This is a genomic window from Streptomyces sp. NPDC005791 (assembly GCF_042871485.1).
Taxonomy (GTDB): domain Bacteria; phylum Actinomycetota; class Actinomycetes; order Streptomycetales; family Streptomycetaceae; genus Streptomyces.
Map to the genome: position 1 here is coordinate 58,374 of NZ_JBIAIP010000015.1, position 25,709 is coordinate 84,082.

22 protein-coding genes are annotated in these 25,709 nt (G+C 68.5%); 10 read left to right on the top strand and 12 right to left on the bottom strand.

Going from position 1 to position 25,709, the window contains the following annotated elements:
• Nucleotides 1-19: 19 nt before the first annotated feature.
• On the bottom strand, nucleotides 20-2,248 hold the full coding sequence (locus tag ACFYSH_RS26620; RefSeq protein ID WP_388755865.1) for a transglycosylase domain-containing protein: 2,229 nt from the start codon (nucleotides 2,246-2,248) through the stop codon (nucleotides 20-22).
• A gap of 397 nt (nucleotides 2,249-2,645) precedes the next feature.
• Here ACFYSH_RS26620 and ACFYSH_RS26625 point away from each other — a divergent pair, with 397 nt between their 5' ends.
• On the top strand, nucleotides 2,646-3,023 hold the full coding sequence (locus ACFYSH_RS26625) for a WhiB family transcriptional regulator (protein ID WP_359469058.1): 378 nt from the start codon (nucleotides 2,646-2,648) through the stop codon (nucleotides 3,021-3,023).
• Between the two features lie 31 nt (nucleotides 3,024-3,054).
• On the opposite strand, the gene ACFYSH_RS26630 is transcribed toward ACFYSH_RS26625, so the two are convergent.
• Together ACFYSH_RS26630 and ACFYSH_RS26635 are read right to left on the bottom strand one after the other, a co-directional pair.
• On the bottom strand, nucleotides 3,055-4,503 hold the full coding sequence (locus ACFYSH_RS26630; RefSeq protein WP_359469060.1) for an ArsA-related P-loop ATPase: 1,449 nt from the start codon (nucleotides 4,501-4,503) through the stop codon (nucleotides 3,055-3,057).
• Entirely contained in the window at nucleotides 4,500-5,534 is a 1,035-nt protein-coding gene (locus ACFYSH_RS26635) for an ArsA-related P-loop ATPase (RefSeq protein WP_359469062.1), read from the bottom strand. Before ACFYSH_RS26635 ends, ACFYSH_RS26630 begins: the two co-directional genes overlap by 4 nt.
• 71 nt (nucleotides 5,535-5,605) lie before the next feature.
• Here ACFYSH_RS26635 and ACFYSH_RS26640 point away from each other — a divergent pair, with 71 nt between their 5' ends.
• From ACFYSH_RS26640 to ACFYSH_RS26655, 4 genes are all read left to right on the top strand, one after another.
• Complete coding sequence (locus ACFYSH_RS26640) at nucleotides 5,606-5,764, top strand: DUF4177 domain-containing protein (protein ID WP_019992579.1); 159 nt, start codon at nucleotides 5,606-5,608, stop codon at nucleotides 5,762-5,764.
• Nucleotides 5,764-6,234: a RidA family protein gene (locus tag ACFYSH_RS26645; RefSeq protein WP_359469064.1), complete on the top strand. Its 471-nt coding sequence runs from the start codon at nucleotides 5,764-5,766 to the stop codon at nucleotides 6,232-6,234. The genes ACFYSH_RS26640 and ACFYSH_RS26645 overlap by 1 nt, the downstream gene beginning before the upstream one ends.
• A gap of 172 nt (nucleotides 6,235-6,406) precedes the next feature.
• A complete protein-coding gene (locus ACFYSH_RS26650) occupies nucleotides 6,407-7,333 on the top strand; it encodes an NUDIX hydrolase (RefSeq protein ID WP_359469066.1) in 927 nt (308 codons plus the stop codon).
• On the top strand, nucleotides 7,326-8,156 hold the full coding sequence (locus ACFYSH_RS26655; RefSeq protein WP_388755872.1) for an MBL fold metallo-hydrolase: 831 nt from the start codon (nucleotides 7,326-7,328) through the stop codon (nucleotides 8,154-8,156). Before ACFYSH_RS26650 ends, ACFYSH_RS26655 begins: the two co-directional genes overlap by 8 nt.
• Nucleotides 8,157-8,240: 84 nt before the next feature.
• Here the strand turns inward: ACFYSH_RS26655 and ACFYSH_RS26660 are convergent, their stop codons facing one another.
• Nucleotides 8,241-8,915, bottom strand: coding sequence for a Crp/Fnr family transcriptional regulator (locus ACFYSH_RS26660; RefSeq protein ID WP_014046869.1), 675 nt, complete (start codon nucleotides 8,913-8,915; stop codon nucleotides 8,241-8,243).
• A gap of 307 nt (nucleotides 8,916-9,222) precedes the next feature.
• Between ACFYSH_RS26660 and nth the strand changes: the two genes are divergently transcribed.
• The 3 genes from nth to ACFYSH_RS26675 all read left to right on the top strand — a co-directional run bounded on the left by nth (nucleotide 9,223) and on the right by ACFYSH_RS26675 (nucleotide 12,164).
• Nucleotides 9,223-10,011 carry an endonuclease III gene (gene nth, locus ACFYSH_RS26665; protein ID WP_359469072.1) on the top strand — a complete coding sequence of 263 codons (789 nt, stop codon included), beginning with the start codon at nucleotides 9,223-9,225 and terminating at the stop codon, nucleotides 10,009-10,011.
• A 118-nt stretch (nucleotides 10,012-10,129) separates the two neighbouring features.
• On the top strand, nucleotides 10,130-10,867 hold the full coding sequence (locus ACFYSH_RS26670; protein WP_359469075.1) for a CoA pyrophosphatase: 738 nt from the start codon (nucleotides 10,130-10,132) through the stop codon (nucleotides 10,865-10,867).
• A 91-nt stretch (nucleotides 10,868-10,958) separates the two neighbouring features.
• Nucleotides 10,959-12,164 (top strand): MarP family serine protease, encoded by a 1,206-nt coding sequence (locus ACFYSH_RS26675; protein ID WP_388755876.1) that lies wholly within the window; start codon nucleotides 10,959-10,961, stop codon nucleotides 12,162-12,164.
• Nucleotides 12,165-12,218: 54 nt separating this feature from the next.
• Here ACFYSH_RS26675 and ACFYSH_RS26680 read toward each other — a convergent pair whose 3' ends face one another.
• The 6 genes from ACFYSH_RS26680 to ACFYSH_RS26705 all read right to left on the bottom strand — a co-directional run bounded on the left by ACFYSH_RS26680 (nucleotide 12,219) and on the right by ACFYSH_RS26705 (nucleotide 20,506).
• Nucleotides 12,219-12,422, bottom strand: coding sequence for a hypothetical protein (locus tag ACFYSH_RS26680; RefSeq protein WP_359469081.1), 204 nt, complete (start codon nucleotides 12,420-12,422; stop codon nucleotides 12,219-12,221).
• A gap of 105 nt (nucleotides 12,423-12,527) precedes the next feature.
• A complete protein-coding gene (locus ACFYSH_RS26685; RefSeq protein ID WP_359469084.1) occupies nucleotides 12,528-13,505 on the bottom strand; it encodes an alpha/beta hydrolase in 978 nt (325 codons plus the stop codon).
• The gene (locus tag ACFYSH_RS26690; RefSeq protein ID WP_359469087.1) at nucleotides 13,502-14,032 is read right to left on the bottom strand and encodes a phage holin family protein; all 531 of its coding nucleotides are present in this window, start codon (nucleotides 14,030-14,032) and stop codon (nucleotides 13,502-13,504) included. Before ACFYSH_RS26690 ends, ACFYSH_RS26685 begins: the two co-directional genes overlap by 4 nt.
• Nucleotides 14,033-14,071: 39 nt before the next feature.
• Complete coding sequence (gene nhaA, locus ACFYSH_RS26695) at nucleotides 14,072-15,475, bottom strand: Na+/H+ antiporter NhaA (protein ID WP_388755880.1); 1,404 nt, start codon at nucleotides 15,473-15,475, stop codon at nucleotides 14,072-14,074.
• 359 nt (nucleotides 15,476-15,834) lie between these two features.
• Nucleotides 15,835-17,802 (bottom strand): acetate--CoA ligase, encoded by a 1,968-nt coding sequence (acs, locus tag ACFYSH_RS26700; protein WP_388755883.1) that lies wholly within the window; start codon nucleotides 17,800-17,802, stop codon nucleotides 15,835-15,837.
• Nucleotides 17,803-17,998: 196 nt separating this feature from the next.
• Nucleotides 17,999-20,506 (bottom strand): SulP family inorganic anion transporter, encoded by a 2,508-nt coding sequence (locus ACFYSH_RS26705; RefSeq protein WP_388755885.1) that lies wholly within the window; start codon nucleotides 20,504-20,506, stop codon nucleotides 17,999-18,001.
• Nucleotides 20,507-20,804: 298 nt separating this feature from the next.
• Here ACFYSH_RS26705 and ACFYSH_RS26710 point away from each other — a divergent pair, with 298 nt between their 5' ends.
• Nucleotides 20,805-22,127, top strand: a complete 1,323-nt coding sequence (locus ACFYSH_RS26710) for a hypothetical protein (RefSeq protein ID WP_359469097.1) — start codon at nucleotides 20,805-20,807, stop codon at nucleotides 22,125-22,127.
• A gap of 32 nt (nucleotides 22,128-22,159) precedes the next feature.
• Here ACFYSH_RS26710 and ACFYSH_RS26715 read toward each other — a convergent pair whose 3' ends face one another.
• Nucleotides 22,160-23,155 carry an ATP-binding protein gene (locus ACFYSH_RS26715; RefSeq protein ID WP_359469100.1) on the bottom strand — a complete coding sequence of 332 codons (996 nt, stop codon included), beginning with the start codon at nucleotides 23,153-23,155 and terminating at the stop codon, nucleotides 22,160-22,162.
• Nucleotides 23,156-23,257: 102 nt separating this feature from the next.
• On the opposite strand from ACFYSH_RS26715, the gene ACFYSH_RS26720 reads away from it, so the two are divergent.
• Nucleotides 23,258-24,082, top strand: coding sequence for an oxidoreductase (locus tag ACFYSH_RS26720; protein ID WP_359469102.1), 825 nt, complete (start codon nucleotides 23,258-23,260; stop codon nucleotides 24,080-24,082).
• 411 nt (nucleotides 24,083-24,493) lie between these two features.
• Here ACFYSH_RS26720 and ACFYSH_RS26725 read toward each other — a convergent pair whose 3' ends face one another.
• Nucleotides 24,494-25,345 (bottom strand): HAD-IB family hydrolase, encoded by an 852-nt coding sequence (locus ACFYSH_RS26725; protein ID WP_359469351.1) that lies wholly within the window; start codon nucleotides 25,343-25,345, stop codon nucleotides 24,494-24,496.
• Between the last annotated feature and the right edge of the window lie 364 nt (nucleotides 25,346-25,709).

Here is a 25,709-nt window from a genome sequence, read left to right on the forward strand (position 1 = left end):
GTCGTACGACCGGGGACGGTCAGGGGCCGTTACCACCGCGCCCGCGGCCGTCGTTCCCCCCGATGATGCCGGGGGGAAGGGTGATCCCGCCGATGGGGTCGGCGCCGGGCCTGCCGTTGTCGTTCCCGCCGCCCGTGTCCTCGTCGCGGTCGTCGCCCTTCTCCTTCTCCTTCTCCTTGGCGCGCGGCACCGACACCGCGTTGAAGGAGGGAGTCTCCGAGGCGTTCAGCGCGCCGGTCATCGCCGTCTTCCAGATGGGGCCGGGGAGACAGCCACCGCAGACCTTGTCGTAGTACCGGCCGCCGATGTTGATGTTGTACATCGGCACCTTCTTGCCGATGTCGGCACCGACCCACACCGCCGTGGACAGGTTCGGTGTGTAGCCGACGAACCAGGCGTCCACACGGTTCTCGGTCGTACCCGTCTTGCCCGCGTTGTCGCGGTCGGTGAGGCCGGCCTGGGTGCCGGTACCGTCCTCGACGACGCCCTTCAGCATCTGGTTGATCGTGTCCGCGGTCTTCTCACTCATCGCACGCGAGCAGTCGGACGCGGGGACCTGCAGCTTCTTGTCGTTGGCGTCCTTGATCGACTCTATGGCGATCGGCGTGCAGAACGTTCCGCGGTTGGCGAACGCGGCGTACGCGGAGGCCATGGCGAGCGGGGTGCTCTCCGTGGTGCCGAGCGTGATGGAGGGGTTCTCCGTGAGCGGCTTGCCGTTGCCGCGCTGGTAGCCGACCTTCTTCGCCATCGTGATGGTCTCGCAGAGGCCGGCCTTCTGCTCCAGCAGCGCGAAGTAGGTGTTGATGGACTTGCCGAGGGCGCCCGTCATGTCGAAGGAGCCCTTCTCGGACTCCAGTTCGTTCTGCACGGACCAGTCGCCGCCGCCGGCAGGGGCGCCGTCGCAGGTCTTGTAGGTGTTGAGCGGAAGGGAGGTCTTCCACGGCGTGTCGAAGGACTGCGCCGGGCTGATGCCCTTCTCCAGGGCGGCCGCCGCGGTGATCGGCTTGAAGGTCGAACCGACCTGGAAGCCGTAGGTGCTGCCGCCCATCTTGTTGCTGACAGCGAGGTTGAGCACCGTCTCGTGCTTGTTCTGGTCCAGTCCGTACGGCCGGGACTGGCCCATCGAGAGGATCTTGCCGGAGCCCGGCTCGACCTGCACGACCGAGGCGGCGACCTTGTCGTCCTTGTCGACCTTCGACGTGGCGGCCTCGTTGGCGGCCTGCTGCGCACGCGGGGAGAGTGTGGTCCTGATCGTCAGGCCGCCGAGGTTCCAGAGCTTGGAGCGCTCCTCCTCGGTCTTCCCGAAGGCCGGGTCGGTCAGGATGGTCTTGCGCACGTAGTCGCAGAAGAACCCCGCGCCGCTGACCGCGGTGATGCAGCCGTTCTTGGGCCTGCTGATCTTCAGCTCGAGGGGAGCGGCGATGGCCTTGTCGGCCTCGCCCTGCGAGATGCTGCCGACGGCGGCCATGCGCTGCAGCACGGTGTCGCGGCGCTTGGTCGCCTCCTCCGAGTCGTTGACCGGGTCGTAGCGGGTCGGCGACTGGACGAGACCGGCCAGCATCGCCGCCTCTCCCAACTCCAGGTCCTTGGCCTGCTTGGAGAAGTAGCGCTGGGAGGCCGCCTCGACGCCGTAGGCCTGCTGCCCGAAGAACGTGATGTTGAGGTAGTTCTCCAGGATCTTCTTCTTGCCGAGCTCTTCCTCGACCTGGATCGCGTACTTCAGCTCCCGGACCTTGCGGCCCAGGGTCTGCTGGGTGGCCTCGGCGACCTTGTCCGGGTCGTCGCCCGCCTCCTCGACGAAGACGTTCTTCACGTATTGCTGAGTGAGCGTGGAGGCGCCCTGCGCGGCGCCGCCCTCCTGCACGTTGCGGTTCATCGCGCGCAGGATGCCCTTGAGGTCCACCGCGCCGTGCTCGTAGAAACGCGAGTCCTCGATCGCGATGATCGCGTCCTGCATGTACGGCGAGATGTCCTTGAGCGGGACGACGGTGCGGTCACGCGAATACACCGTGGCGATCGCACCGCCCTCGCTGTCCAGGATCGTGGTTCGCTGACTCAGCGGCGGAGTCTTGAGGTTGGAGGGGATCTCGTCGAATCCCTCGACCGTCCCCTTGGCTGCGAGCCCGAGTGCGCCGGCGGCCGGCAGTGCGATGCCCGCAAGCACAGCTCCGGAGAGCGCGGCGACACCGAGGAACTTGGCGGCCTGCTGGGTCGTCGTCAGACCCCCGCCTGAGCGCTTCTTTGGCATGGGGGCAGCCTACGTTCTCATTCGCCGGACACGCGTACAGGCCTTGGCCTAAGCTGCTCCCAACTGTCACAGCAGTCCGATTTCGTATCAACCCCCTGCGCGTTCCTCAACAGAATTCAGCCACCTGCCGAGACGTTCCCGAATAAGCCTCGAATGCCGCTGAAAGTCCGTTGTGGATTGGGTTTTCTGTCCCGATTCGGTCGGGAAGGTCGCGCATGTCCTCGCATCACTCCTCTGGGTGATCTGCCGCGTACACATAGTCCGTTCGGACCATTCAAGATTGGGCCCGAAGGGGGTGTTGCGCTGTCGCCACCTTCCGTAACGTCCTCAACTGGCAGCGGTGAATATGCCGCTGTCGCCGTGGGGGAGCCTCGATTCGGGAGAGGACGGCGCCGGGATGGGCTGGGTAACCGACTGGAGTGCGCAGGCAGCCTGCCGCACTACCGATCCGGATGAACTGTTCGTACAAGGGGCAGCGCAGAACAGGGCCAAGGCGGTGTGCACCGGATGTCCGGTGCGGACCGAGTGCCTGGCCGACGCGCTGGACAATCGCGTCGAGTTCGGCGTGTGGGGTGGAATGACGGAGCGGGAGCGACGCGCGCTGTTGCGCCGACGGCCCACCGTCACGTCCTGGCGCCGCCTGCTGGAGACCGCGCGCAGTGAGTACGAGCGGTCCACGGGCCTGCTGCCCGCAGCGGTGGGTCTGGACGACGACCTACACCACGACGACCTGCATGACGACGAACTGCACGAGACGTTCGCCGCCGTGGGGTAGGCCGCACGGCGGTGTGGGGCCCGCGGTGGTCCTACGCAGCTCCGACCGGGGCGGAAGCGGAGCCGGTCGCGAGGAGTTCCCCGATGGCCCTGAGGCCTGAGAGGTCGTGCACGTCACCGGGCAGCGCCGCCACCGCGGTCACCGGAACCTCGGGGTGGAGCGTGGTGAAGCGGTCGCGTGTGCGCTGCTCGCGTGCGACGACCTGCATCCGCTCGGCGTGCAGGCGCAACAGGCCCGCGGTCAGCTGTTCGACGGACACCCCGGCCGATACGGCGTCCGCGTCCGTGGCGGGTGTGTCGTTCCCGTCCGCTGCTGGGTGCGTGGATGGCCCGGACGGGTCAGGCGACTTCCGGCCATGGCTCCGCGGCTCGGGGGTGTGTGACATGCGGTCGTGCTCGGGCGGCTCCTGCTGTGGCGGCTCGTGTGGGGAGGGCGCGTCGCTTCGCTCGGGGGGGAGCGGTGACTCCGGGGCTTCGGGAGAGGTGGCGTCCATCGGGTCACCAAGGCCAGCCTTCCCTGCCGCCTGATCCACAATGCCGACGCCGTCAAGATTTTCTGCGGCCGCGAGCGCCCGTTCCGCGGAAAGCCGTGCGGCCTCGCTGCCGTGCACCCGGTTGAGGACCAGACCGGCCAGCGGCATCTCCTCGGCGGCCAGCCGTTCCACGAAGTAGGCGGCCTCGCGCAGCGCGTCACTCTCGGGTGTCGCCACCACGAGGAACGCCGTGCCGGGTGCCTGGAGCAGCTTGTACGTCGCATCGGCCCGGGTGCGGAACCCGCCGAACATGGAGTCCATCGCCGCGACGAAGGTCTGTACGTCGCGCAGGAACTGACCGCCGAGCAGTTTGCCCAGCGTCCCCGTCATCATCGACATCCCGACGTTGAGGAACTTCATCCCCGCCCGCCCGCCGATCTTCGCCGGAGCGATCAGCAGCCGGATGAACTTCCCGTCCAGGAAGGAGCCGAGACGTTTCGGTGCGTCCAGGAAGTCCAGCGCGGAACGGGACGGCGGGGTGTCGACGATGATCAGGTCCCATTCGTCGCGCGCCCTCAGCTGCCCGAGCTTCTCCATCGCCATGTATTCCTGCGTGCCCGCGAAACCGGCCGACAGCGACTGGTAGAAGGGGTTTTCCAGGATGGCGCGGGCCCGGTCGGCGTCCGTGTGCGCCTCGACGGTCTCGTCGAAGGTGCGCTTCATGTCGAGCATCATGGCGTGCAGTTCACCCTCGCCGTCGATGTCCTCGACCCGGCGCGGGATGTTGTCCAGCTGGTCGATGCCCATGGACTGGGCGAGACGGCGGGCCGGGTCGATGGTGAGGACGACGACCTTGCGCCCACGCTCGGCCGCCCGTACGCCGAGAGCGGCCGCGGTCGTGGTCTTGCCCACGCCCCCCGAGCCGCAGCACACGACGATACGGATCTCCGGATCGTCCAGGAGCGCGTCGGTCTCCAGCCCCGGTGCGCTGTCCGTGCCCGGTGTCATGACCCCACCCCTCGTCCGGAGCCGCGTCGTTGTCCACCACGGGGCGCCTGCCCCGCCGCGTCCGCGGTCTCGTCGCCGACACCCTGTTTGCGGAACTCCTCCGCCAGTTCGTACAGCGCGGACAGGCTCACTCCCTCACCCATCAGCGGGAGCTCGGCCGTCGGCAGCCCCAGCCCGGCCAGCGCCGCACGCTGTTCACGCTCCAGGCCGACGCGTTGGGCGTGCTCGGCGGCCTGCTCGACCAGCGGCCGGACCAGCCCGGCGGAACCTGTCACGCCGGCCCGGGTGAGCGCCTTCGCGATCTCCTTGCGGCGGCCGCCCGACGCCGTACGCAGCGCGTCCTCGTCCAGCACATGGGGGCGCACCATGTTCACCACGACCCGGCCCACGGGAAGTTCCGCGGCCCGCAGCTCGGCGATCCCGTCCGCGGTCTCCTGGACGGGCATCTCCTCCAGGAGCGTCACCAGATGGACCGCGGTCTCGGGGGACTTCAGGACCCGCATCACGGCCTGAGCCTGATTGTGTATCGGGCCGATCCGTGCCAGCCCCGCCACCTCGTCGTTCACGTTGAGGAAGCGAGTGATGCGACCGGTGGGAGGCGCGTCCATGATCACGTAGTCGTAGACGAACCTGCCCTGCTTGTCCTTCCGGCGCACGGCCTCGCAGGCCTTACCGGTCAGCAGGACGTCCCGGACTCCCGGGGCGATGGTGGTGGCGAAGTCGATCGCGCCGAGCTTCTTCAACGCCCGGCCCGCACTGCCCAGCTTGTAGAACATCTGCAGGTAGTCCAGGAGTGCGCGCTCGGCGTCGATCGCCAGTGCGTGCACCTCCCCGCCGCCCGGAGCCACGGCGATCCTGCGTTCCTCGTAGGGGAGGGCATCGGACTCGAAGAGCTGGGCGATGCCCTGCCTGCCCTCGACCTCGACGAGGAGTGTGCGCCTGCCCTCGGTCGCGAGGGCGAGCGCGAGTGCGGCGGCGACCGTGGTCTTACCGGTCCCGCCCTTGCCGCTGACGACCTGGAACCTGCTCACGTCTTCGAGCCTAACCAGTCGGCAGGCAGGCTACGCACGAGGCGGTGTGTGCCAGGCATTACAGTCGGCTCATGACCAAGTGGGAATACGCGACCGTGCCCCTTCTCGTGCACGCGACCAAGCAGATTCTGGACACCTGGGGCGAGGACGGCTGGGAGCTGGTCCAGGTCGTTCCCGGCCCGAACAACCCCGAGCAGCTCGTGGCCTACCTGAAGCGGGAGAAGCCGTAGTGGCGGGCACCGTCGAGGCGAGGCTCGCCGAACTCGGCCTGACGCTCCCCGACGTCGTACCGCCGCTGGCCTCGTACCAGCCGGCCGTGCGGTCAGGGGTGTACGTCTACACCTCCGGGCAGCTTCCGATGGTGGACGGCAAGCTCGCGGTGACCGGCAAGGTCGGCGCCGAGGTGACGCCGGACGAGGCCGCGGAGCTGGCGAAGACCTGCGCGCTGAACGCCTTGGCGGCGGTGAAGTCGGTCGCCGGTGACCTGGACCGGATCGCACGGGTCGTGAAGGTCACGGGCTTCGTCGCCTCGGCCGCCGACTTCACCGGGCAGCCGGGAGTCGTCAACGGCGCCAGCGAGCTGCTGGGCGCGGTCCTGGGCGACAAGGGCGTGCACGCCCGCAGCGCCGTGGGCGTCGCGGTGCTGCCGCTGGACGCACCGGTGGAGGTCGAGGTCCAGGTCGAGCTCGTCGACGCCTGATCCCGTACCCCCTGATCCCGCACCTCCCGATCCCGTCCGGTCGCCCGACCGGACGGGATCACGCCTGTACGGGGCAGACGCGGGAGGCGGAGGTGAGGGGGCCGATGTAAGGGGCAGGCATCGATGCCCGGGACCCCTCGAACATCGGCGCGGTTCCGGATAGCCTCCGGCCATGCCCAACGGTCAGTGGTACCCACCGGAATGGCCCGCCCGGATCCGGGCCCTCGCCAGCGGCGAGCTGACGGCCGTGACCCCCAGGCGCGCGGCCACGGTGATGCTGCTCCGGGACGACACCCAGGGGCAGGCCGGCCCCTGGGTGCACATGGTGCGGCGGCGCACCTCCATGGCCTTCGCCGGCGGCGCGTACGCCTATCCGGGTGGCGGGGTCGACCCGCGCGACGACGACCACCTCGTGGGCTGGGCGGGACCGTCCCAGGACACCTGGGCCGGCCGCCTTGGTCTCGACACGGCCGCCGAGGCGCAGGCGGTCGTCTGCGCCGCGGTCCGTGAGACGTACGAGGAAGCGGGCGTCCTGCTGGCCGGGCCGACCGCCGACACCGTCGTGAGCGACACCACGGGTGCCGACTGGGAGGCCGACCGCGAGGCGCTGGTCGCCCGCGAGCTGTCCTTCGCCGCCTTCCTGGACCGCCGCGGCCTGGTGCTGCGTTCCGACCTGCTGGCCGCGTGGGCCCGCTGGATCACCCCGGCGTTCGAACCGCGACGCTACGACACGTGGTTCTTCGTGGCGGCGCTCCCGGAGGGCCAGCGCACCCGGAACGCCTCCACCGAGGCCGACCGGACGGTGTGGATCCGACCCGGGGACGCCACCGACGGCTACGACAAGGGCGAACTGTTGATGATGCCGCCCACCGTGGCCACCCTGCGGGCGCTGAGGCCGTACGGGACGACCGCGGAGGCGCTGGAGGCGGCGGACTCCCGGAACCTCGCTCCCGTGCTGGCAGAGGCCCGCATGGAGGGCGACGAGCTGGTGCTCAGCTGGCCGGGGCACGACGAGTTCACCAGACTCGTCCCGGCGGCCGGTGGGCCGGCTTCGTCCACGGGCGACGGCACGGCCACGGAGGGGACCCGTCATGAGTGACGCGGCGGCGCTGCCCGGGCAGCCTCGCGGCGGAGTGCTCTCCGGGCCCGCCACCACCCGGACGGTCAACGTCCTGGCCCCCAACGCATCGGCGATGACCCTGGACGGCACGAACACCTGGATCGTCGCGGAACCGGACTCCGACCTCGCGGTCGTGATCGACCCGGGGCCGCTCGACGACGTACACCTACGGGCCGTCGTCGACACCGTGGAGAGGGCGGGCAGGCGCGTCGGTCTCACCCTGCTCACGCACGGGCACCCCGACCACGCGGAGGGCGCCGCCCGTTTCGCCGGGCTCACGCGCACGAAGGTACGCGCCCTGGACGTGATGCTGAGGCTGGGCGACGAAGGGCTCACGGCCGGCGACGTGATCACCACGGGAGGGCTCGAACTCCGGGTCGTCCCCACCCCGGGACACACCGCGGACTCGCTCTCCTTCCACCTGCCCGCCGACCGGGCCGTACTGACGGGTGACACGATCCTGGGGCGCGGCACGACGCTCGTCGCGCACCCGGACGGCCGGCTCGGTGACTACCTGGACACCCTGAGGCGGCTGCGTTCGCTGACGGTCGACGACGGTGTGCACACGGTGCTTCCCGGGCACGGCCCGGTTCTCGAGGACGCCCAGGGCGCCGTCGAGTTCTACCTCGCCCACCGGGCGCACCGCCTCGCTCAGGTCGAGACGGCCGTGGAGTCCGGGCACCGGACGGCTGCCGAGGTCGTGGCGGCGGTGTACGCGGACGTGGACCGTTCCCTCTGGCCGGCGGCGGAGCTCTCGGTCAGGGCCCAGTTGGAATACCTGACCGAGCACGGCCTGATCTGAGACTCGGCCCGCACGCCCCCCGGGTGACGCGGAAGGGCCCCACCGCACGGTGGGGCCCTTCCGGCGCGCGTACGGGGTGGGGCGTCAGCGGGACCGCTTCGCCAGCCGCTCCACGTCCAGAAGGATCACGGCGCGTGCTTCGAGCCGCAGCCAGCCGCGGCCCGCGAAGTCCGCGAGCGCCTTGTTGACCGTCTCGCGGGAGGCACCGACCAGCTGGGCCAGCTCTTCCTGCGTCAGGTCGTGCACGACGTGGATGCCCTCCTCCGACTGCACACCGAAGCGGCGCGACAGGTCGAGAAGCGCACGGGCGACGCGTCCCGGCACATCGGAGAAGACCAGGTCCGACATCTGGTCGTTGGTCTTGCGCAGGCGGCGGGCGACGGCACGCAGCAGGGCCGTGGCCACCTCGGGCCGGGCGTTCAGCCAGGGCTGGAGGTCTCCGTGACCGAGGCCGAGCAGCTTGACCTCGGTGAGCGCGGTGGCGGTCGCGGTGCGCGGTCCCGGGTCGAAGAGCGACAGCTCTCCGATCAGCTCGCCGGGGCCGAGGACGGCCAGCATGTTCTCCCGCCCGTCGGGGGAGGTGCGGTGGAGCTTCACCTTGCCCTCGGTGACCACATACAGGCGGTCGCCCGGGTCGCCCTCGTGGAACAGCGCGTCGCCGCGTGCGAGGGTCACCTCACTCATCGAGGCGCGGAGCTCCGCGGCCTGCTCGTCATCGAGCGCCGCGAAAAGCGGGGCGCGCCGCAGAACGTCGTCCACGAGTTCTCTCCTTGTCGGCCTGTTCAGGGAAGCGTCGTTTCCATGATGCCGGACGGTAAAACAGTGCGATCGATCACAAACCAGTTTGACGCACGGGCGTGCCGGACCCTACGGCAGGGGGCCGATCGGGCGTGAATGGTCGGTGACCGGGGTGGATGTCCGCCCCTGGCTCTAGGCTGGCCGAGTGTCCGGAACGCCGGTGGGAGCACAGGCGGAGGGGGCTGATGGGGTGCTGGGAGACAGGAATTCCGCTGTGGGCGAACAGTTCGTACGAAGTGAGAAAAAAGCCGCAAAGTCATCGACGGGGATGGCGTCGGGCGGGGCCTCGAAGCCGGAGTCGCACCTCGCGATGGTCCGCCGTGCCCGCCGGATCAACCGGGAGCTCGCCGAGGTCTACCCGTACGCGCACCCCGAGCTGGACTTCCGTAACCCCTTCGAACTCCTGGTGGCCACGGTCCTCTCCGCCCAGACCACCGACCTGAGGGTCAACCAGACCACCCCGGCGCTCTTCGCCGCCTATCCGACGCCCGAGGACATGGCTGCCGCCGTGCCCGAGAAGCTGGAGGAAATCATCCGGCCGACCGGATTCTTCCGGGCCAAGGCGCGGTCCCTCATGGGCTTGTCGGCCGCCCTGCGGGACGACTTCGGCGGAGAGGTCCCGGGCCGGCTGGCGGACCTCGTGAAGCTGCCCGGTGTCGGGCGCAAGACGGCCAACGTCGTTCTCGGCAATGCGTTCGGTGTCCCCGGCATCACGGTGGACACCCACTTCGGCCGTCTGGTCCGCCGCTGGAAATGGACCGAGCAGGAGGACCCGGAGAAGGTCGAGGCGGAGATCGCCGCGATCTTCCCGAAGAGCGAATGGACGATGCTCTCGCACCGGGTGGTCTTCCACGGCCGCCGCATCTGCCACTCCCGCAAGCCCGCCTGCGGCGCCTGCCCGATCGCCGCGCTCTGCCCCTCCTACGGGGAGGGCGAGACGGATCCCGAGAAGGCTAAGAAGCTTCTGAAGTACGAGATGGGCGGCTACCCGGGACAGCGCCTCAGCCCGCCCCCGGACTATCCGGGCAGCCCCGCCCCGCCGCTGGGAGCCGGGTGAGCGGGCTTCCTGCGGGGCGAAGGGGCAACCGGCCCGTGCGGGTCCCTCCGCGGCCTACGGGCCGGGCCCGCGTGGAACGAAATGGCCGACGACAGGCGTTGGAACGACGGGGGTGCCTATGACACACGCACAGACCACACGAGCCGCAGCCGACGCGGCCACCTCCGAGACGGGCGCGCCCCACGACAGCGCGGTCACCGTCTCGACCGACGGGCTGCCCGCCTGGCTCGAGCCCGTGGCCCGGGCGGCGCGGACCGTGCGGGCTCAGCAGCTCAGCCGATTCCTGCCGCCCGAGAGCGGCGCCGGGCGGCAGTCAGCAGTGCTGGTTCTCTTCGGCGAGGGCGAGCGCGGTCCGGAGCTGCTCCTCATGGAACGCTCCGGCTCCCTGCGTTCCCACGCCGGCCAGCCCTCCTTCCCCGGAGGCTCCCTCGACCCCGAGGACGGCGACCACGCGACCACCGGGCCGCTCAGGGCCGCGCTGCGGGAGGCCGAGGAGGAGACCGGGCTCGATCCGGCCGGGGTCCAGATCTTCGGTGTGCTGCCCCGGCTCTACATCCCGGTGAGCCACTTCGTCGTCACGCCCGTCCTCGGCTGGTGGCGGACGCCCAGCCCGGTGGGTGTCGTCGATCCGGCCGAGACGGCCCGGGTCTTCACCGCCCCCGTGGCGGATCTCACGGACCCGGCCAATCGTGCGACCGCTGTGCATCCGAGCGGCCACAAAGGCCCCGCATTCCTGGTCGAATCCGCACTGGTGTGGGGGTTCACAGCCGGCGTGATCGACAGGATCGTGCACTACGCGGGGTGGGAACGCCCCTGGGACAGGACCAGGCAGGTGCCGCTCGACTGGCGCGCATGACAGGCTGACTCCCGTGCTGCGCTGTTCCGGGCCTGGCCCGGACCCCGTCGAACCGGACGGGCCAGGTGACGAATCTGCGAGGCTATAGACGGTGAACGTGCTGGACATCCTGCTGCTCGTCGGCGCCGTGTGGTTCGCGGTCATCGGCTACCGCCAGGGTTTCGTCGTCGGCATCCTGTCCGTGATCGGCTTCCTGGGCGGCGGCCTCGTCGCCGTCTACCTGTTGCCGGTCATCTGGGACCAGGCGACCGACGGGTCGGAGGTCTCCTCCACCGCCGCCATCGTCGCGGTCGTGATCGTGATCGTGTGTGCTTCCGTGGGCCAGGCGTTCACCACCCACCTCGGTAACAAACTTCGCCGGTACATCACGTGGTCGCCGGCGCGCGCCCTGGACGCCACGGGCGGTTCGCTGGTCAACGTGGTGGCCATGCTGCTGGTGGCCTGGCTGATCGGCTCCGCGCTGGCCAGCACGTCACTGCCCACGCTGGGCAAGGAGGTCCGCAGTTCCTCGGTCCTGCTCGGAGTCTCACGGGTGATGCCCGATCAGGCCTCGAGCTGGTTCACGGACTTCTCCTCGGTCCTGGCGCAGAACGGCTTCCCGCAGGTCTTCAGCCCCTTCGCCAACGAGCCCATCACCGACGTCGAACCCCCGGACCCGGCCCTGGCAGGAAGCCCCGTCGCCGCCCGTGCCAAGAAGTCCATCGTCAAGGTGGTCGGCATGGCGCCGGGCTGCGGCAAGGTCCTCGAGGGAACCGGTTTCGTCTTCTCCGACCGCCGGGTGATGACCAACGCCCACGTGGTCGGCGGCGTCGACGAGCCGACCGTACAGATCGGTGGCGAGGGCCGGCTGTACGACGCCAAGGTCGTCCTCTACGACTGGCAGCGTGACATCGCCGTACTGGACGTCCCGGACCTCGACGCCGAGCCGCTGCGCTTCACGGACACCGACAAGGACGCGGCGAGCGGTGACAGCGCCATCGTCGCCGGTTTCCCGGAGAACGGCGCCTACGACGTACGCTCCGCCCGCATCCGGGGCCGTATCGACGCCAACGGCCCGGACATCTACCACCGGGACACCGTGCGACGTGATGTCTACTCGCTCTTCGCGACCGTCCGGCAGGGCAACTCCGGCGGTCCGCTGCTCACTCCGGACGGCAAGGTGTACGGAGTGGTGTTCGCCAAGTCGCTCGACGACCCGGACACGGGTTACGCGCTGACGGCCGACGAGATCCGCGAGGACATCGAGCTCGGCAGGTCCACGGTCCAGCAGGTCGACAGCCAGGGCTGCGCGCTCTGAGGTCCTGCGTCCGGATCAGGCCGGGCGTGGGCGTACGGTGCGACAGTTCCTGCGTCATCCACGGGGATGGCGCAGGCGCGCCGAGACCCAGCGGGCCCGGCGGTGGAGGATGCGCGGAATGCCCAGTCGGAGATCATGAAGATCGCTCACATCGTGTACCCGGTCCCGTGAGCCGCCCCCCTCGTGAATGCTCGGACCGGCGGGAGCGGTCGAGCGGCGGTTGCGTGCTGCGTCGTTGAAGTCGCGCGTCCAACCCATACCCCGACGTCTGCCCGTGACCCAAGGTCGGTAATCGTTCGCGCGTCAGCCAATTGGCTTATGCAGCAGGCAAATGGCTGTTCGTCGGACACCCGTACGCGTCGTCTACCGGTCGGGCTCGGGGTCCTTGAGCCAGTTGACGAGTTCGGTCGAGAAGCCGACAGGATCCTCCTCGTGGGGGAAGTGACCCAGACCGTCGAAAAGTCGCCACCGGTACGGCGCCTCGACGTACTCGCCGGAACCCGCGGAACTGCGTGTCCGGATCGCCGGATCGAGCGAACCGTGGAGATGCAGTGTCGGTACACGGACCGGCCGCTTCATCCGCCGGTTGAACTGGACACCGTCCGGACGTGCGAGGGAGCGCACCATCCAGCGGTACGGCTCGATCGAGCAGTGGGCCGTGGACGGGATGCACATCGCGCGCCGGTAGACGTCCATGGTCCGGTCGTCGGGGAAGTCGGGGGTGCGCGGACCCGCCCAGTCGCGGATCATCCGGGCGACCAGCGCCGCGTCGTCCGCCACGAGCTGACGCTCCGGAACCCACGGTCGCTGGAAACCCCAGATGTGCGACCCGGCCCGGGACTGCGCGGGATCCGAGAGCATCGAGGAACGCCAGCGGCGCGGATGAGGCATCGACGACACCACGAGCCGCCGGACCAGCTTCGGCCGCATCACCGCGGCCGTCCAGGCGAGGTAGCCACCCATGTCGTGGCCCACGAGAGCCGCGTCCGGCTCGCCGAGCGAGCGGATCACACCGGTGACGTCAAGTGCCAGGTTCGCAGGGTCGTAACCCCTGGGCGTACGGTCGCTGCCGCCGACCCCGCGGAGGTCCATCGCGACCGCGCGATAGCCGGCGTCGGCCAGGGCGGTCAGCTGATGACGCCAGGTCCACCAGAACTGCGGGAAACCGTGCAGCAGCAGCACCAGCGGCCCGTCGCCGAGCTCGGCGATGTGGAAGCGCGCGCCGTTGGCCGCCACATCACGGTGGGTCCACGGCCCGTCGAGGCGGACGGGGCTGCCGGTACCGGCAGCCCCTCTCAGCGGCCCCACCGGGCCGGATGCACTGAAATCGGGGTCGGTCATGCGGACGAGCGTGTCACAGGGACCGCCTTGTCCTGGACAGGGCGGTTCTCGATGGCCTTGTCCGCCAGCGTGCTGCCCTGCGCCTGTTCGATCGCACGTGCGCCGACGGCGGGGCGGGGGTGCGGCTTGACACCCTGCAGGACCGCCGCGGTCTGCTTGGCCGAGGCGATGGACTTCTCCGGCGGCTTGACCTTCTTGAACTTCGCGAGCCCGAAGAGGGCGAGCAGAATCCCCAGCAGGACGAACGCGCCGCCGACGATCAGGAACGACCAGGCAAGCCCGAGCCCGAGATTGTGGATCCCGTAAGCCGCGGCGAAGCTCAGCACGGGGATCGCGAACAGGATCAGCACGCCCGTGACGATGAACGCCACGCTGCCGATCACACCGCGCTTGACGTCCTGACGCACCTCGGCCTTGGCCAGGGCGATTTCGTCGTGCACCAACGCGGACATCTCGGCAGTCGCCGAAGCGAACAATTGTCCGATACTACGGTCGGTACTGCCCGCGTAGTTGCCGGGGTCGCTCATCCCTGACTCCCTTTCCTCTTCCGTACATCCGATGTCAGATCATGCCGGACTGTCCGGCTTGCCGCTCGCTGCCCCCGCCCGTTCGGCAAGGCGGCGGTGCTCGGCAGCCTTCTTCTCATGGAGCGCGGCCATCCGCAGGTGGAACTCCGGGTCGTCCTGCTCGTAGACGTCGGGTATCCCGGATTCGTCCGCGTCGAGTTCCTCGGCTTCGTACAGCGCCCTGTATCTGCGTACCCGCAGTTTGAGCAGTACACCGGAGAGTACGGCGGCAATCAGGGAACCGACGAGGACCGCCGCCTTCACGTCGTTGATCATGTCCTCGTCGCCGGTGAAAGCGAGTTCCCCGATGAGCAGCGAGACGGTGAAGCCGATGCCGGCCAGCGTGGCCACCGCGAAGACGTCCGCCCAGGCGAGGTCCTTGTTCAGTTCCGCCTTGGTGAAGCGGGTGACGAGCCAGGTGCCGCCGAAGATGCCGACGGTCTTGCCGACGACCAGACCGAGAACGACACCGAGCGTCTCGGGCCGGGTGAAGACGCCGGCCAGGGCGTCGCCCTTGAGGGTGACACCGGCCGAGAACAGGGCGAACAGCGGTACCGCGACACCCGCCGACAGAGGGCGCACCAGGTGCTCGATGTGTTCGCCGGGGGAGTGGGCCTCGCCCTCACGCCTGGTGCAGCGGAGCATGAGGCCCATGGCGACACCGGCGATCGTGGCGTGGATGCCGCTGTTGTACATCAGCCCCCAGATGACCAAGGCGAGCGGGAGGTAGATGTACCAGCCCCGCACTTGTGCGCGCAGCAGCACGTGGAACACGGCCAGACCGGCGAAGGCACCTCCGAGCGCGAGGAAGTCGATGTTCTCGGTGAAGAAGACCGCGATGATGAGGATGGCGAAGAGGTCGTCGACGACGGCGAGCGTCAGGAGGAAGGCGCGCAGCGCCGACGGCAGCGAGGTGCCGATGACCGCGAGGACGGCGAGTGCGAACGCGATGTCGGTGGCGGTGGGGACGGCCCAGCCGGCAGCGGACCCCCCGCCGAGCACGACGGTCAGCACGTAGACGATGGCGGGGACTGCCATGCCGCAGAGTGCCGCGGCGACGGGCAGGGCCGCGGCCCGGGGGTCACGGAGCTCCCCGGCTACCAGCTCACGCTTGAGTTCGACTCCTGCGACGAAGAAGAAGACGGCGAGCAGTCCGTCGGCCGCCCAGTGGGCCACCGAGAGATCCAGTCCCAGGGTCTCCGGCCCGAAGTGGAAGCGGCTGACGGCCGCATAACTCGATCCGAAGGTGTTCGCCCACACCAGCGCGGCCACGGCCGCGACCAGCAGGATGACGCCACCGACAGTCTCGGTGCGCAGGGCCTCGGCGACGTAGTTCCGCTCGGGCAGGGACAGCCGGCCGAACAGGGTGCTGCGTCGGTCGGACGGGGGGGCGGGCGTGGCCACGGGGGAGACCTCCGGGTCGGTTCACGGCAGTGGTGGCATGGCGGATCACATGCCGACCAGACTTCCCGGCGCCCCTGTGGAGATGTCCTATGTGGTTGTTGACGTCAGCTGCTCGAGCCGACGGCCTTCGTCGGATGCGCTTCTCGCGAAGCGCTGCGTGGACGAAACCACCACTCTACCCGGGGTGTCAGAACGCTACCCGTATGTGGTGTGGGACGCCCCGTGGCGGGACTGCGACGTCCTTCGTGCCCGCATCGCCGGAGGAGCCCTGCCCCGGACGCCCGGAGGGGCACCCGGTGATGTGCCGGATGTCCCTCCGAGGCTGTGCCAACCGTGACGGTGGTCCGTCCCGGCCCGCTCTAGTCCTCCGAGGACGCGGCGGGCAGTTGCGTCTGGATGAGGGACATGACCGAGGAATCGGTGAGCGTCGTGACGTCACCCAGTTCGCGGTTCTCGGCGACGTCACGGAGCAGGCGGCGCATGATCTTACCGGACCGGGTCTTTGGCAGCTCCGCCACCGGGAGGACCCGCTTGGGCTTCGCGATCGGCCCGAGCGTGGCGCCGACGTGGTTGCGCAGTTCGGCGACCAGCTCCTCGGATGTGGTGGCCGTACCGCGCAGGATCACGAAGGCGACGATGGCCTGACCGGTCGTCTCGTCGTTGGCGCCGACCACGGCGGCCTCGGCGACCGAGGGGTGCGACACGAGGGCCGACTCGACCTCCGTGGTCGAGATGTTGTGCCCGGACACGAGCATGACGTCGTCGACCCGGCCGAGCAGCCAGATGTCACCGTCCTCGTCCTTCTTGGCGCCGTCGCCCGCGAAGTACTTGCCTTCGAAGCGTGACCAGTAGGTGTCGATGAAGCGCTGGTCGTCACCCCAGATGGTGCGGAGCATCGACGGCCACGGCTCCGTGAGGACGAGATAGCCGCCCCCGCCGTCGGGCACCTCGCGGGCCTCGTCATCCACGACAGTGGCGGAGATGCCGGGCAGGGCCCGCTGGGCCGAACCGGGTTTGGCCGCCGTGACACCGGGGAGCGGCGAAATCATCATGGCGCCGGTCTCGGTCTGCCACCAGGTGTCCACGACCGGGCAGTTGTCGGCACCGATGTGCTTGCGGTACCACATCCACGCCTCGGGGTTGATCGGCTCACCGACCGAACCGAGGACGCGCAGCGACGACAGATCGAACTTGGCGGGGATGTCGTCTCCCCACTTCATGAACGTACGGATCGCGGTCGGCGCGGTGTAGAGGATCGTGACCCCGTACTTCTGGACGATTTCCCAGAAGCGTCCCTGGTGGGGCGTGTCGGGCGTGCCTTCGTACATGACCTGGGTCGCGCCGTTGGCCAGCGGGCCGTAGACGATGTACGAGTGCCCGGTGACCCAGCCGATGTCGGCGGTGCACCAGTACACGTCCGTCTCGGGCTTGAGGTCGAAGACAGCGTGGTGGGTGTACGCCGTCTGGGTCAGGTAGCCCCCGGAGGTGTGCAGGATGCCCTTCGGCTTACCCGTGGTTCCCGAGGTGTAGAGGATGAAGAGCGGATGCTCCGCTTCGAAGGCCTCGGGTGTGTGCTCGGCCGACTGCCTGCCGGTGATCTCGTGCCACCAGACGTCCCGGCCCTCGGACCATGCGGTGTCCTGTCCGGTGCGCCGGACCACGAGGACATGCTCGACGGTGTCGATGCGGGAGACGGCGTCATCCACGGCGGGCTTGAGCGCCGAGGGCTTGCCGCGGCGATAGCCGCCGTCGGCCGTGATGACGACCTTGGCATCGGCGTCCCGGATACGCGCGGCGATGGCGTCCGCGGAGAAGCCGCCGAAGACCACCGAATGCGCTGCGCCGATGCGGGCGCAGGCCAGCATCGCTACGGCCGCCTCCGGAATCATCGGCAGGTAGACGGCGACCCTGTCACCTTTGCCGACGCCCAGTTCGGTGAGTGCGTTGGCCGCGCGGGAGACCTCGTCCTTCAGCTCCGCATAGGTGATCGCGCGGCTGTCGCCGGGCTCGCCCTCGAAGTGGATCGCGACCCGGTCCCCGTTGCCCGCCTCGACGTGCCGGTCCACGCAGTTGTACGCGACGTTGAGTTTGCCGTCCGCGAACCACTTCGCAAAGGGCGGGTTGCTCCAGTCGAGCGTCTCGGTCGGCTCCGAGGCCCAGGCCAGGCGGCGGGCCTGCTCGGCCCAGAAGCCCAGCCTGTCCGCCTCGGCCTGCTCGTACGCCTCCGCTGTCACGTTGGCGTTCGCGGCCAGATCGGCAGGCGGTGTGAACCGCCGCTCCTCCTTGAGCAGATTGGCCAGGCTTTCGTTACTCACGACATCTCCCATTCCCAGGGTGTCCGTTGTGTCCCGGGGGACAGCTCATCAGGCTGCGGGCCAGGTGACAAGTGTCTGCCGGGAATTGGTTTAGACCTGTGTCTCGCGTGCGGAGCCACAGGTCCCGCTTCCGCGAGCGGCGCTGTGCCGTGCGAAAAGCGGGACCACAAGGTCTCACGGCCCGGGCGTGTGAGTGGTTCAGGCGCTTTCAGGTACCGACGGTGGTGCCGGTGGGCGTGTGCAGGGCTTCGGCGCCGGGTTCCGCACCCCATACGGCGCCGGGAGCGACCCGAACGAAGACCTCGTCGGGCCCCGTGCCGGAACTGACGCCCTCGGTCAGCAGATAGGCCTGCGCCTCTCCGACGTGGAAATACATGCCGTGCAGCTGCAGGGTGCCTGCCGTCAGACGGCGGGCCACCGATTCGTGCGCGCGCAGGTGCTCCAACTGCTGGACCACATTGGTCAGACAGAGCTGCTCCACCGCATCGGCGGGTAGTCGGCCGGCGATGCGCGCCCAGGAATGGTGACGGGAACGCATGCGCTCCAGGCTCGGTAGCCCGTGTCGCAGCCAGCGCCACAGAGGCGTCCGGGGTGCTTCCGAGGCCGCTTCCAAGAGGGCCTGCATCGCGCCACATCCGGAGTGGCCGCAGACGGTGATGGATTCGACCTCGAGCACGTCCACCGCGTACTCGATGGCGGCAGCCACGGAGTCGTCGGTGCCTGTGGCGCCCTCGGTGTCCGGTGGCGGCACCAGGTTGCCGACGTTCCGCACGGTGAAGAGGTCGCCCGGGCCGCTTGCGGTGATCATGCTGGTGACCAAGCGGGAGTCGGCACAGGTGAGGAACAGCTGCGACGGCCGTTGTCCTTCGGCTGCGAGCCGGGCCAGCTCTTCACGGACCAGCGGAGCGGTGGTCCGCTGAAACGAACTGAGACCGTTGAGGAGCCGATGGGTGCCGCGACGGTGACCCGAAAGCCTCTTCTGGGCCGAGGAGGGGACGGCGTTCGGGGCGACGTGCGGGGCGGGGACAGGAGTGGTGGGCGTGGCGTCCTGCGTGCGGTCGTGGCAATGATGGTTACGCCACGGTGTCCATGGACGGCAGCAGGAATGCCCGGCGGAGGCCGGCTCGGCGATCCGGCCACCGGAACGGCCGGTGAACTGGATCCGGCCACCTAGCGCGGTCTGCGCCGCGTACCAGTCCTGGATCGTCTCGTACGCCGCGTGATCCATGAAGAAGCCGTCCAGTTCGACCACGGCGTCAACCCCTGCGGGGAGACTTCCGAGTAGACGGCTGAGCCGTGGGACGGCCAGGAAGGTCAGCTGGCCACGAGCAGCGACCAGGTAGCGGCCGTCCTGTTCCGTCACGGTGATCCTTGTGCGCGCCAGCCGGTGCAGGGCGACGACCACGGCCACGACGATGCCGATCGCAACGCCCTCAAGCACTCCGGCGAGAATCACGCCGCTGATCGTCGCGCCGTACACCAGGAACTCCCGGTGTTTGTGCACCTTGCGGATATGGGCGAAGTTGACCATCTGGATGCCGACCACCATGACCAGGGCGGCGAGCGCCGCCAAGGGGATCAGCTCGAGGGCGGTGACCAGCAGCATGGCTGCCAGCAGCACCCAGACACCGTGCAGGACGGTGGAGGCGCGACTCGTAGCGCCCGCCCGTACGTTGGCGGAACTGCGCACTGCGCCGCCGGACACGGCAAGGCCCCCGGCGAGGCCGGACACCGCATTGGCGACACCTTGGGCCCGCAACTCACGGTCGAGGTCGGACCGTTTGACGTACGACGGCGGCGCCGATCCGCCCTTGAGGAAGCCTGCCGACCGTTCAGCGGCCAGCTTGTCCACGGAGACCGCAGCCAGCAGCGATTCGAGGCTGGCCACGAGCATCACGGTGAACACGGCTGTCGCCAGCGCCGCGACCGGACCCTGCGGCAGTTCGGGCAGGGCGTGCGAGCGCCACGACGGAAGGTCCACCCGGGCGATCCCAGGGGTTGCCACGGTGGCCACGGCTGTTGCGATGACCACGGCGGCGAGCGCGGCAGGAATTCTGCCCAGCGACGTGCCGATCCGTCCAGGCAGGCGCGGCCACACGACGAGAAGGACGATTGTCAGCGCCCCGATAAGGGGGGCGGCCGGCTCGAACCGCGCCAGATGAGAAGGGAGCGACAGGGCGTTGTCGAGGGCTGAGCTCTTCGGTGTCCCGCCCAGGACGATGTGTAGCTGGGCGAGAGCGATGGCCACGCCGATTCCCGCCAGCGTGCCGTGCACGATGGCCGGGCTGACGGCGAGGGCACTGCGGGCGGCTCTCAGTGAACCCAGCAGGATTTGCAGGAGCCCCGCACCAATGGTGATGGCGCACGTGGTGCGCCAGCCGTAGAGCTGAATCAACTCGGCTGTCACTACGGTCAGTCCGGCGGACGGGCCACTGACCTGTAGGGGTGTGCCGCCCAGTAGTCCGGCGACGATGCCGCCGATCGCTGCCGACACCAGACCGGCGGCGAGGGGGGCGTCCATGGCGACGGCTAGACCGAGCGACATGGGAACGGCGATCAGGAAGACAGTGATCGATGCGGATACATCCGCACCCGAGACGCGGAAACGTCCGTGGCGAGGCGGTGGCGGGCTGTGTGGACGCTTGAATCCCCAGGCGCGGGAAGCACGCGAACTGCGGGATGTGTGGTCGGTACGAGTGGGGACGCAGGCAGACATATTCCCGTCTCCTCCGGGGCAGCGCGGTCGCGGTATGTGAGTGACGGCGGCCGTGGTTCACGGCGTGCAGCGGTGGGGTGAAGCGGCGGGATTTCTAAACGCTCCGTAAATGAATCGTAATGGAGAGTAAAGAAGGGTGTCCATACTTTCGAGCAAATAGCTCAGTCCATCACTCTTTCAAGTGAATAAGCATCTTTTCATCCGGCTTGTCGTACTAATTCCCGCGGGCTGCGTGTGAGGTTGGCCGCGCCGTGTCGGCACTTCAACGCATGAATCCTGCAAGGGAAAGGGTGGACGGATGACGGTCGTCGCGAAGCGGATGGCCCTGGGGGGCGTGGCCACGGCGCTGATCGCCGGGCTGGCCGGTTGCTCGGGGGCCACCGACCCAGCGCCCGGAGGGGTGAGGGAGCCGGCCCGGGCCACGGAGGGCAATGCGCCGGCGGCAGCCCCGAAGGGGGCGGTCAAGCTCATCGGAGACGGATCCACCTCGTTCACCGGCGCTCAGCCCGGACTCCCCGTGGCCAAACGTCTCAAGCCCGGTCAGAAGCCCCCGCAGTTCGTCGTGTTCTCGTGGGACGGTGCGGGTGAGGACAGTCAGAGGCTGTTCTCGCATTTCCGTGCGGTCGCGAAGAAGTACGACGCCACGATGACGTACTTCCTCAGCGGCGTGTACCTCTTGCCGGAGGACAAGAAGGAGCTGTACGACCCGCCTCAGCACTCGGTGGGACGATCCGACATCGGGTTCAACGACGCCGAGGGAATGCGTCGAACGCTGACGGAGCTGCGTGCCGCGTGGCTGGACGGCAACGAGATCGGCACCCACTTCAACGGGCACTTCTGTGGGCCGGACGGGGGAGTCGGCACCTGGTCGGTCGAAGAGTGGAAGAGCGAGATCAGCCAGGCGAAGTCGTTCGTGAAGAGCTGGAAGACCAACGCACCGGCTCTCAAGGGAGAAGCGCCCCTGCCCTTCGACTACGAGGAGGAGTTGATCGGCGCCCGGACGCCCTGCCTGGAAGGGCAGAAGAACATGGTCGCAGCCGCGCGGACCATGGGGTTCCGCTATGACTCCAGCGGCGTTGGCAATCAGGTCTGGCCTGCCAAGAAGGACGGCATCTGGGATATCCCCTTGCAGCTCGTCCCCGTGCCGGGCCGCGCGTTCGAGACGCTCTCGATGGACTACAACTTCATGTTCAACCAGTCCGGTACGGCGACACAGGGCGACCAGGACAAGCACGAGTACTGGGGTAACCAGATGAGGGACGGTCTGCTGCAGGCGTTCGACCGCGCCTACAACGGGAATCGGGCTCCACTGATCATCGGCAACCACTTCGAGTCCTGGAACGGTGGCACCTACATGCGTGCGGTCGAGGAGACGATCAAGACGGTCTGCACCCAGCGCGATGTGCAGTGCGTTTCCTTCCGGCAGCTCGCCGACTGGTTGGACGCGCAGGACCCTGCGACGCTCGCCAGACTCGGGACGCTGGAAGTCGGGCAGAAGCCCCGGCCCGGCTGGACCGCGTTCCTTGCGGAGTCGGCGCCGGGCGAGCCCGCCGGCAGTCCCGTGCCTGCCGGACCGGCGGATCAGCCGGCAGGCAAGGAAGCCGACGGGGTTGTGGAGTAGACATCGTCGGTCCCGGCGCCGCTTCGTCCGGCTCAGGCCAGCTGGGTGGCGTCCGTGTCCGCGTAGTGCTCATGCAGGATGAACGCGGGGTCCACCTGGGCAGCCAGGTCGGCCCCCGTCTTCTCGTTTCCCCAGCTCTCGGCGTTCTTCAGATGGAAGTGCACCATCTGTCGCGTGTAGCGCTCCCAGTCACGTAGCTCGTACGAATCCTCCGCGGCGTCCTGCAGGGCCTGCAGAGCCATCCGGTTGCCCGCCTCGAGCAGCTCGAACGGGGCCGGTCGGCCCTTTTCCATCGTCCGGACCCAGTCGGACTGACCCACACCGACCAGCAGGTCGTCGCCGACCTCGGCGCGCAGGAAGTCGAGATCGTCCTCTCCCTGCACCTTGTTGCCCACCACCTTCAGGGCGATGCCGAAGTCTCGCGCGTACTCCTTGTACTGCCGGTAGACGGAGACGCCCTTCCGGGTGGGTTCGGCGACCAGGAAGGTCATGTCGAACCGGGTGAACATTCCCGACGCAAACGAATCGGACCCCGCGGTCATATCGACCACGACGTAATCGTCCGGGCCGTCTACCAGGTGGTTGAGACAGAGCTCTACGGCTCCGACCTTGGAGTGGTAGCAGGCGACACCCAGATCGGACTCGGTGAACGGGCCGGTGGCCATCAGCCGGATGTCTCCGTCGTCGAGACGGACGGTGCGGGCACAGGCGTCGTAGACCGGGTTGTCCTCGCGGACCCGCAGGAGCCGGGACCCCTCCCCGGGCGGCGTCGTCTTGATCATGGTTGCGGAGGACGTGATGCGGGGGTTGCTTCCGCGGAGGTAGTCCTTGATGAGAGACAGTTGGGCGCCCATGGCGGGCAGGGCGGCGGCCTCTTTCTCGTCCAGGCCGAGGGCGGCCCCGAGGTGCTGGTTGATGTCGGCATCCACCGCGACGACATGGGCTTCATTGGCGGCGAGGTGGCGGATGAAGAGCGAGGACAGCGTGGTCTTGCCGCTGCCGCCCTTCCCTACGAAAGCGATCTTCATGTTCACCTAGGGTAGCGGTCTCATCGCTCGCTGCGGTCACGCTTCGTGAAGAAGACCACTCCTGAGCGGTAATCGCGGCGAGGGCGCGTAGCCTCCCTACTTATGAGTACGACTTCCTCGGACCCGCTTGCCGCCCTAGGGGAACTGTCAGGGGTCGCCGACGCGGTGGACTCCGTACGCAAGGCGGTGGACCGGGTCTACGGACACCGTGTCATGCGGCGTCGCAGCAACGAGGTCACCGCCGAAGCGGCCCTGCGCGGAGCTCGCGGTTCCGCCGCGCTCTCGGGTGCCGACTGGAATCTCGAAGAGGTGCGGCGGCGTACGGACTTCCGTGGCGAGGACGAGGCTCGCACCATCGGTGCCGCCTTGCGGCTCACGGCGGAGGCGGGGCAGATGCTCTCCATCTGGAGGCAGTCACCGCTTCGTGTTCTGGCGCGGTTGCACCTGGTGGCGGCGGGCGGCGCTACTCCCGACGATACGGTCGGCAGGCCCAGGCTGGCGGGTGAACCGGTCGATGAGCCCTTGGTCGGCGCGCCGGTCCCGGGTGCGGACGAGGTGGCCGGGCGGCTTGAAGGGCTCTCGCGACTGATCATCACCGGCAGTTCGGCGCCCGCACTGATCACGTCATCGGTGGTGCACGGCGAACTGCTGGCGCTGCGCCCCTTCGGTTCGCACAACGGGCTGGTCGCTCGGACCGCCGAACGGATCGTGCTGATCGGTAGTGGTCTCGACCCCAAGTCGATCTGTCCTGCCGAAGTCGGCCATGCGGAGCAGGGGCGCGCGGCTTACGTGGCCGCCTTCGAGGGGTATCTGTCGGGGCGGCCGGAGGGTATGGCTGCCTGGATCACTCATTGCGGACGCTCGGTGGAGCTGGGCGTGCGGGAGTCCACGGCCGTGTGCGAGGCGCTGCAGCGCGGTGCCGCCTGAGGTGAGTCGACCGCCGGAACCAAAAAGGGTGCGGCGGTACCGGTTCCGGTACCGCCGCTGACACGTCGGCCGAGTTACCAAGCGTCCTCGATGTATGCCCATCAGGTCGGGTTCTTTGCCCGTCCCCTGGTGCGGCTGGCCCGTAATCGACGGGTCGACGTCGCGTGGGTGCTCGGATTCCGTGCTTCGGTCCGTGGGGCCGACTGTGCGTGAAAAGGTCATCCTCGCGGATGTCCGTGGTCTCGCGGGCCGCTGAATCCTTTGTACTCCTGGACGCGAGGGAGTGGAAGGCTTGGTCGCACTTCTTTACTTTTGTGTTCAAATGCTGCCGAAGTCGGAATTTGGTTGTGCATGGCGTGCTGTGGCGCCCCGCGCTCGGCGGGTGCCGGGTAATGGCCGTCGGTTGCCTGGTCAGGTGACGAGCGAGGCAGCGCGGCGACGGTTGGCATACCAGACGATCCCCGCTGCGACGGCTGCTGTGCCCAGTGCGGCCGCGGCCACGAGTGCCGGTCGTGGCGGCATCGAGAACGCGGGAAGGCGCTGCTTGAGCCGGACGGGTCGGTCAAAGACGAGAATCGGCCATTCCCGGAGCGTCGCCTCGCGCCGCAGCGCCCGGTCGGGGTTGACGGCATGCGGGTAGCCGACCGACTCCAACATCGGCACATCCGTGGCGGAGTCGCTGTACGCGTAGCAGCGCGAGAGGTCGTAGCCTTCCGATTCGGCCAGGGCCGTGATCGCCTCGGCCTTGGTCGGCCCGTAGGCGTAGTACTCGACCTCACCGGTGAAACAGCCGTCGTCGCCCACGACCATCCGGGTCGCTACGACCCGGTCGGCACCGAGCAGCTCCCCGATCGGTTCGACGACTTCGGCGCCTGAGGTCGAGACGATGACCACATCGCGTCCGGCGGTGTGGTGCTCCTCGATGAGAGTCGCGGCCTCGTCATAGATGATCGGGTCGATGAGATCGTGCAGGGTTTCGGCGACAAGGTCCTTGACCTGCTGGACGTTCCACCCCTTGCAGAGCGCTGAGAGATATTCGCGCATCCGCTCCATCTGGTCGTGGTCGGCACCCCCGGCGAGGAACACGAACTGTGTGTACGCGGTGCGCAGTACGGCGCGGCGGTTGATCAGCCCGCCTTGGTAGAAGGACTTGCTGAAGGTGAGTGTCGATGACTTCGCAATGACCGTCTTGTCCAGGTCGAAGAAGGCTGCTGTACGCGGCAAGAAGCAGTTATCCACAAGGTGAGCATAGGGGCCCGCCATTCGGCGTAAAATCCGGCGGGTGGGTTTGCCTGAGAAGGTGCTCGGGTACACCATGGAAGTCACGGATCGTTCGCGACCGTGCTAACCCGGTCCGGCTCCTCCCCCCCCTGAGTCGGCCGTGGGGACGACCCCCGCTCTCCCCCCCGGCGGGGGTCGTCGCATGTCCGGATGCGTTTCAGAGCCGGAAGACCAAGGCTTGTCGAGGCTTTCCCTCCCTGCTGTCGTCGTTGCTTCCGCTTCTCGGGGAGGCTCATCCGAGCACGCATCGTCACCGTGCGTAGCAGAAAGGGTGCACTCCGAAAGTCCCCTGTACGAGCTACTGGGATATTCACAACGCCGGAGTTGTCCACAGTTTCCGGGCAAG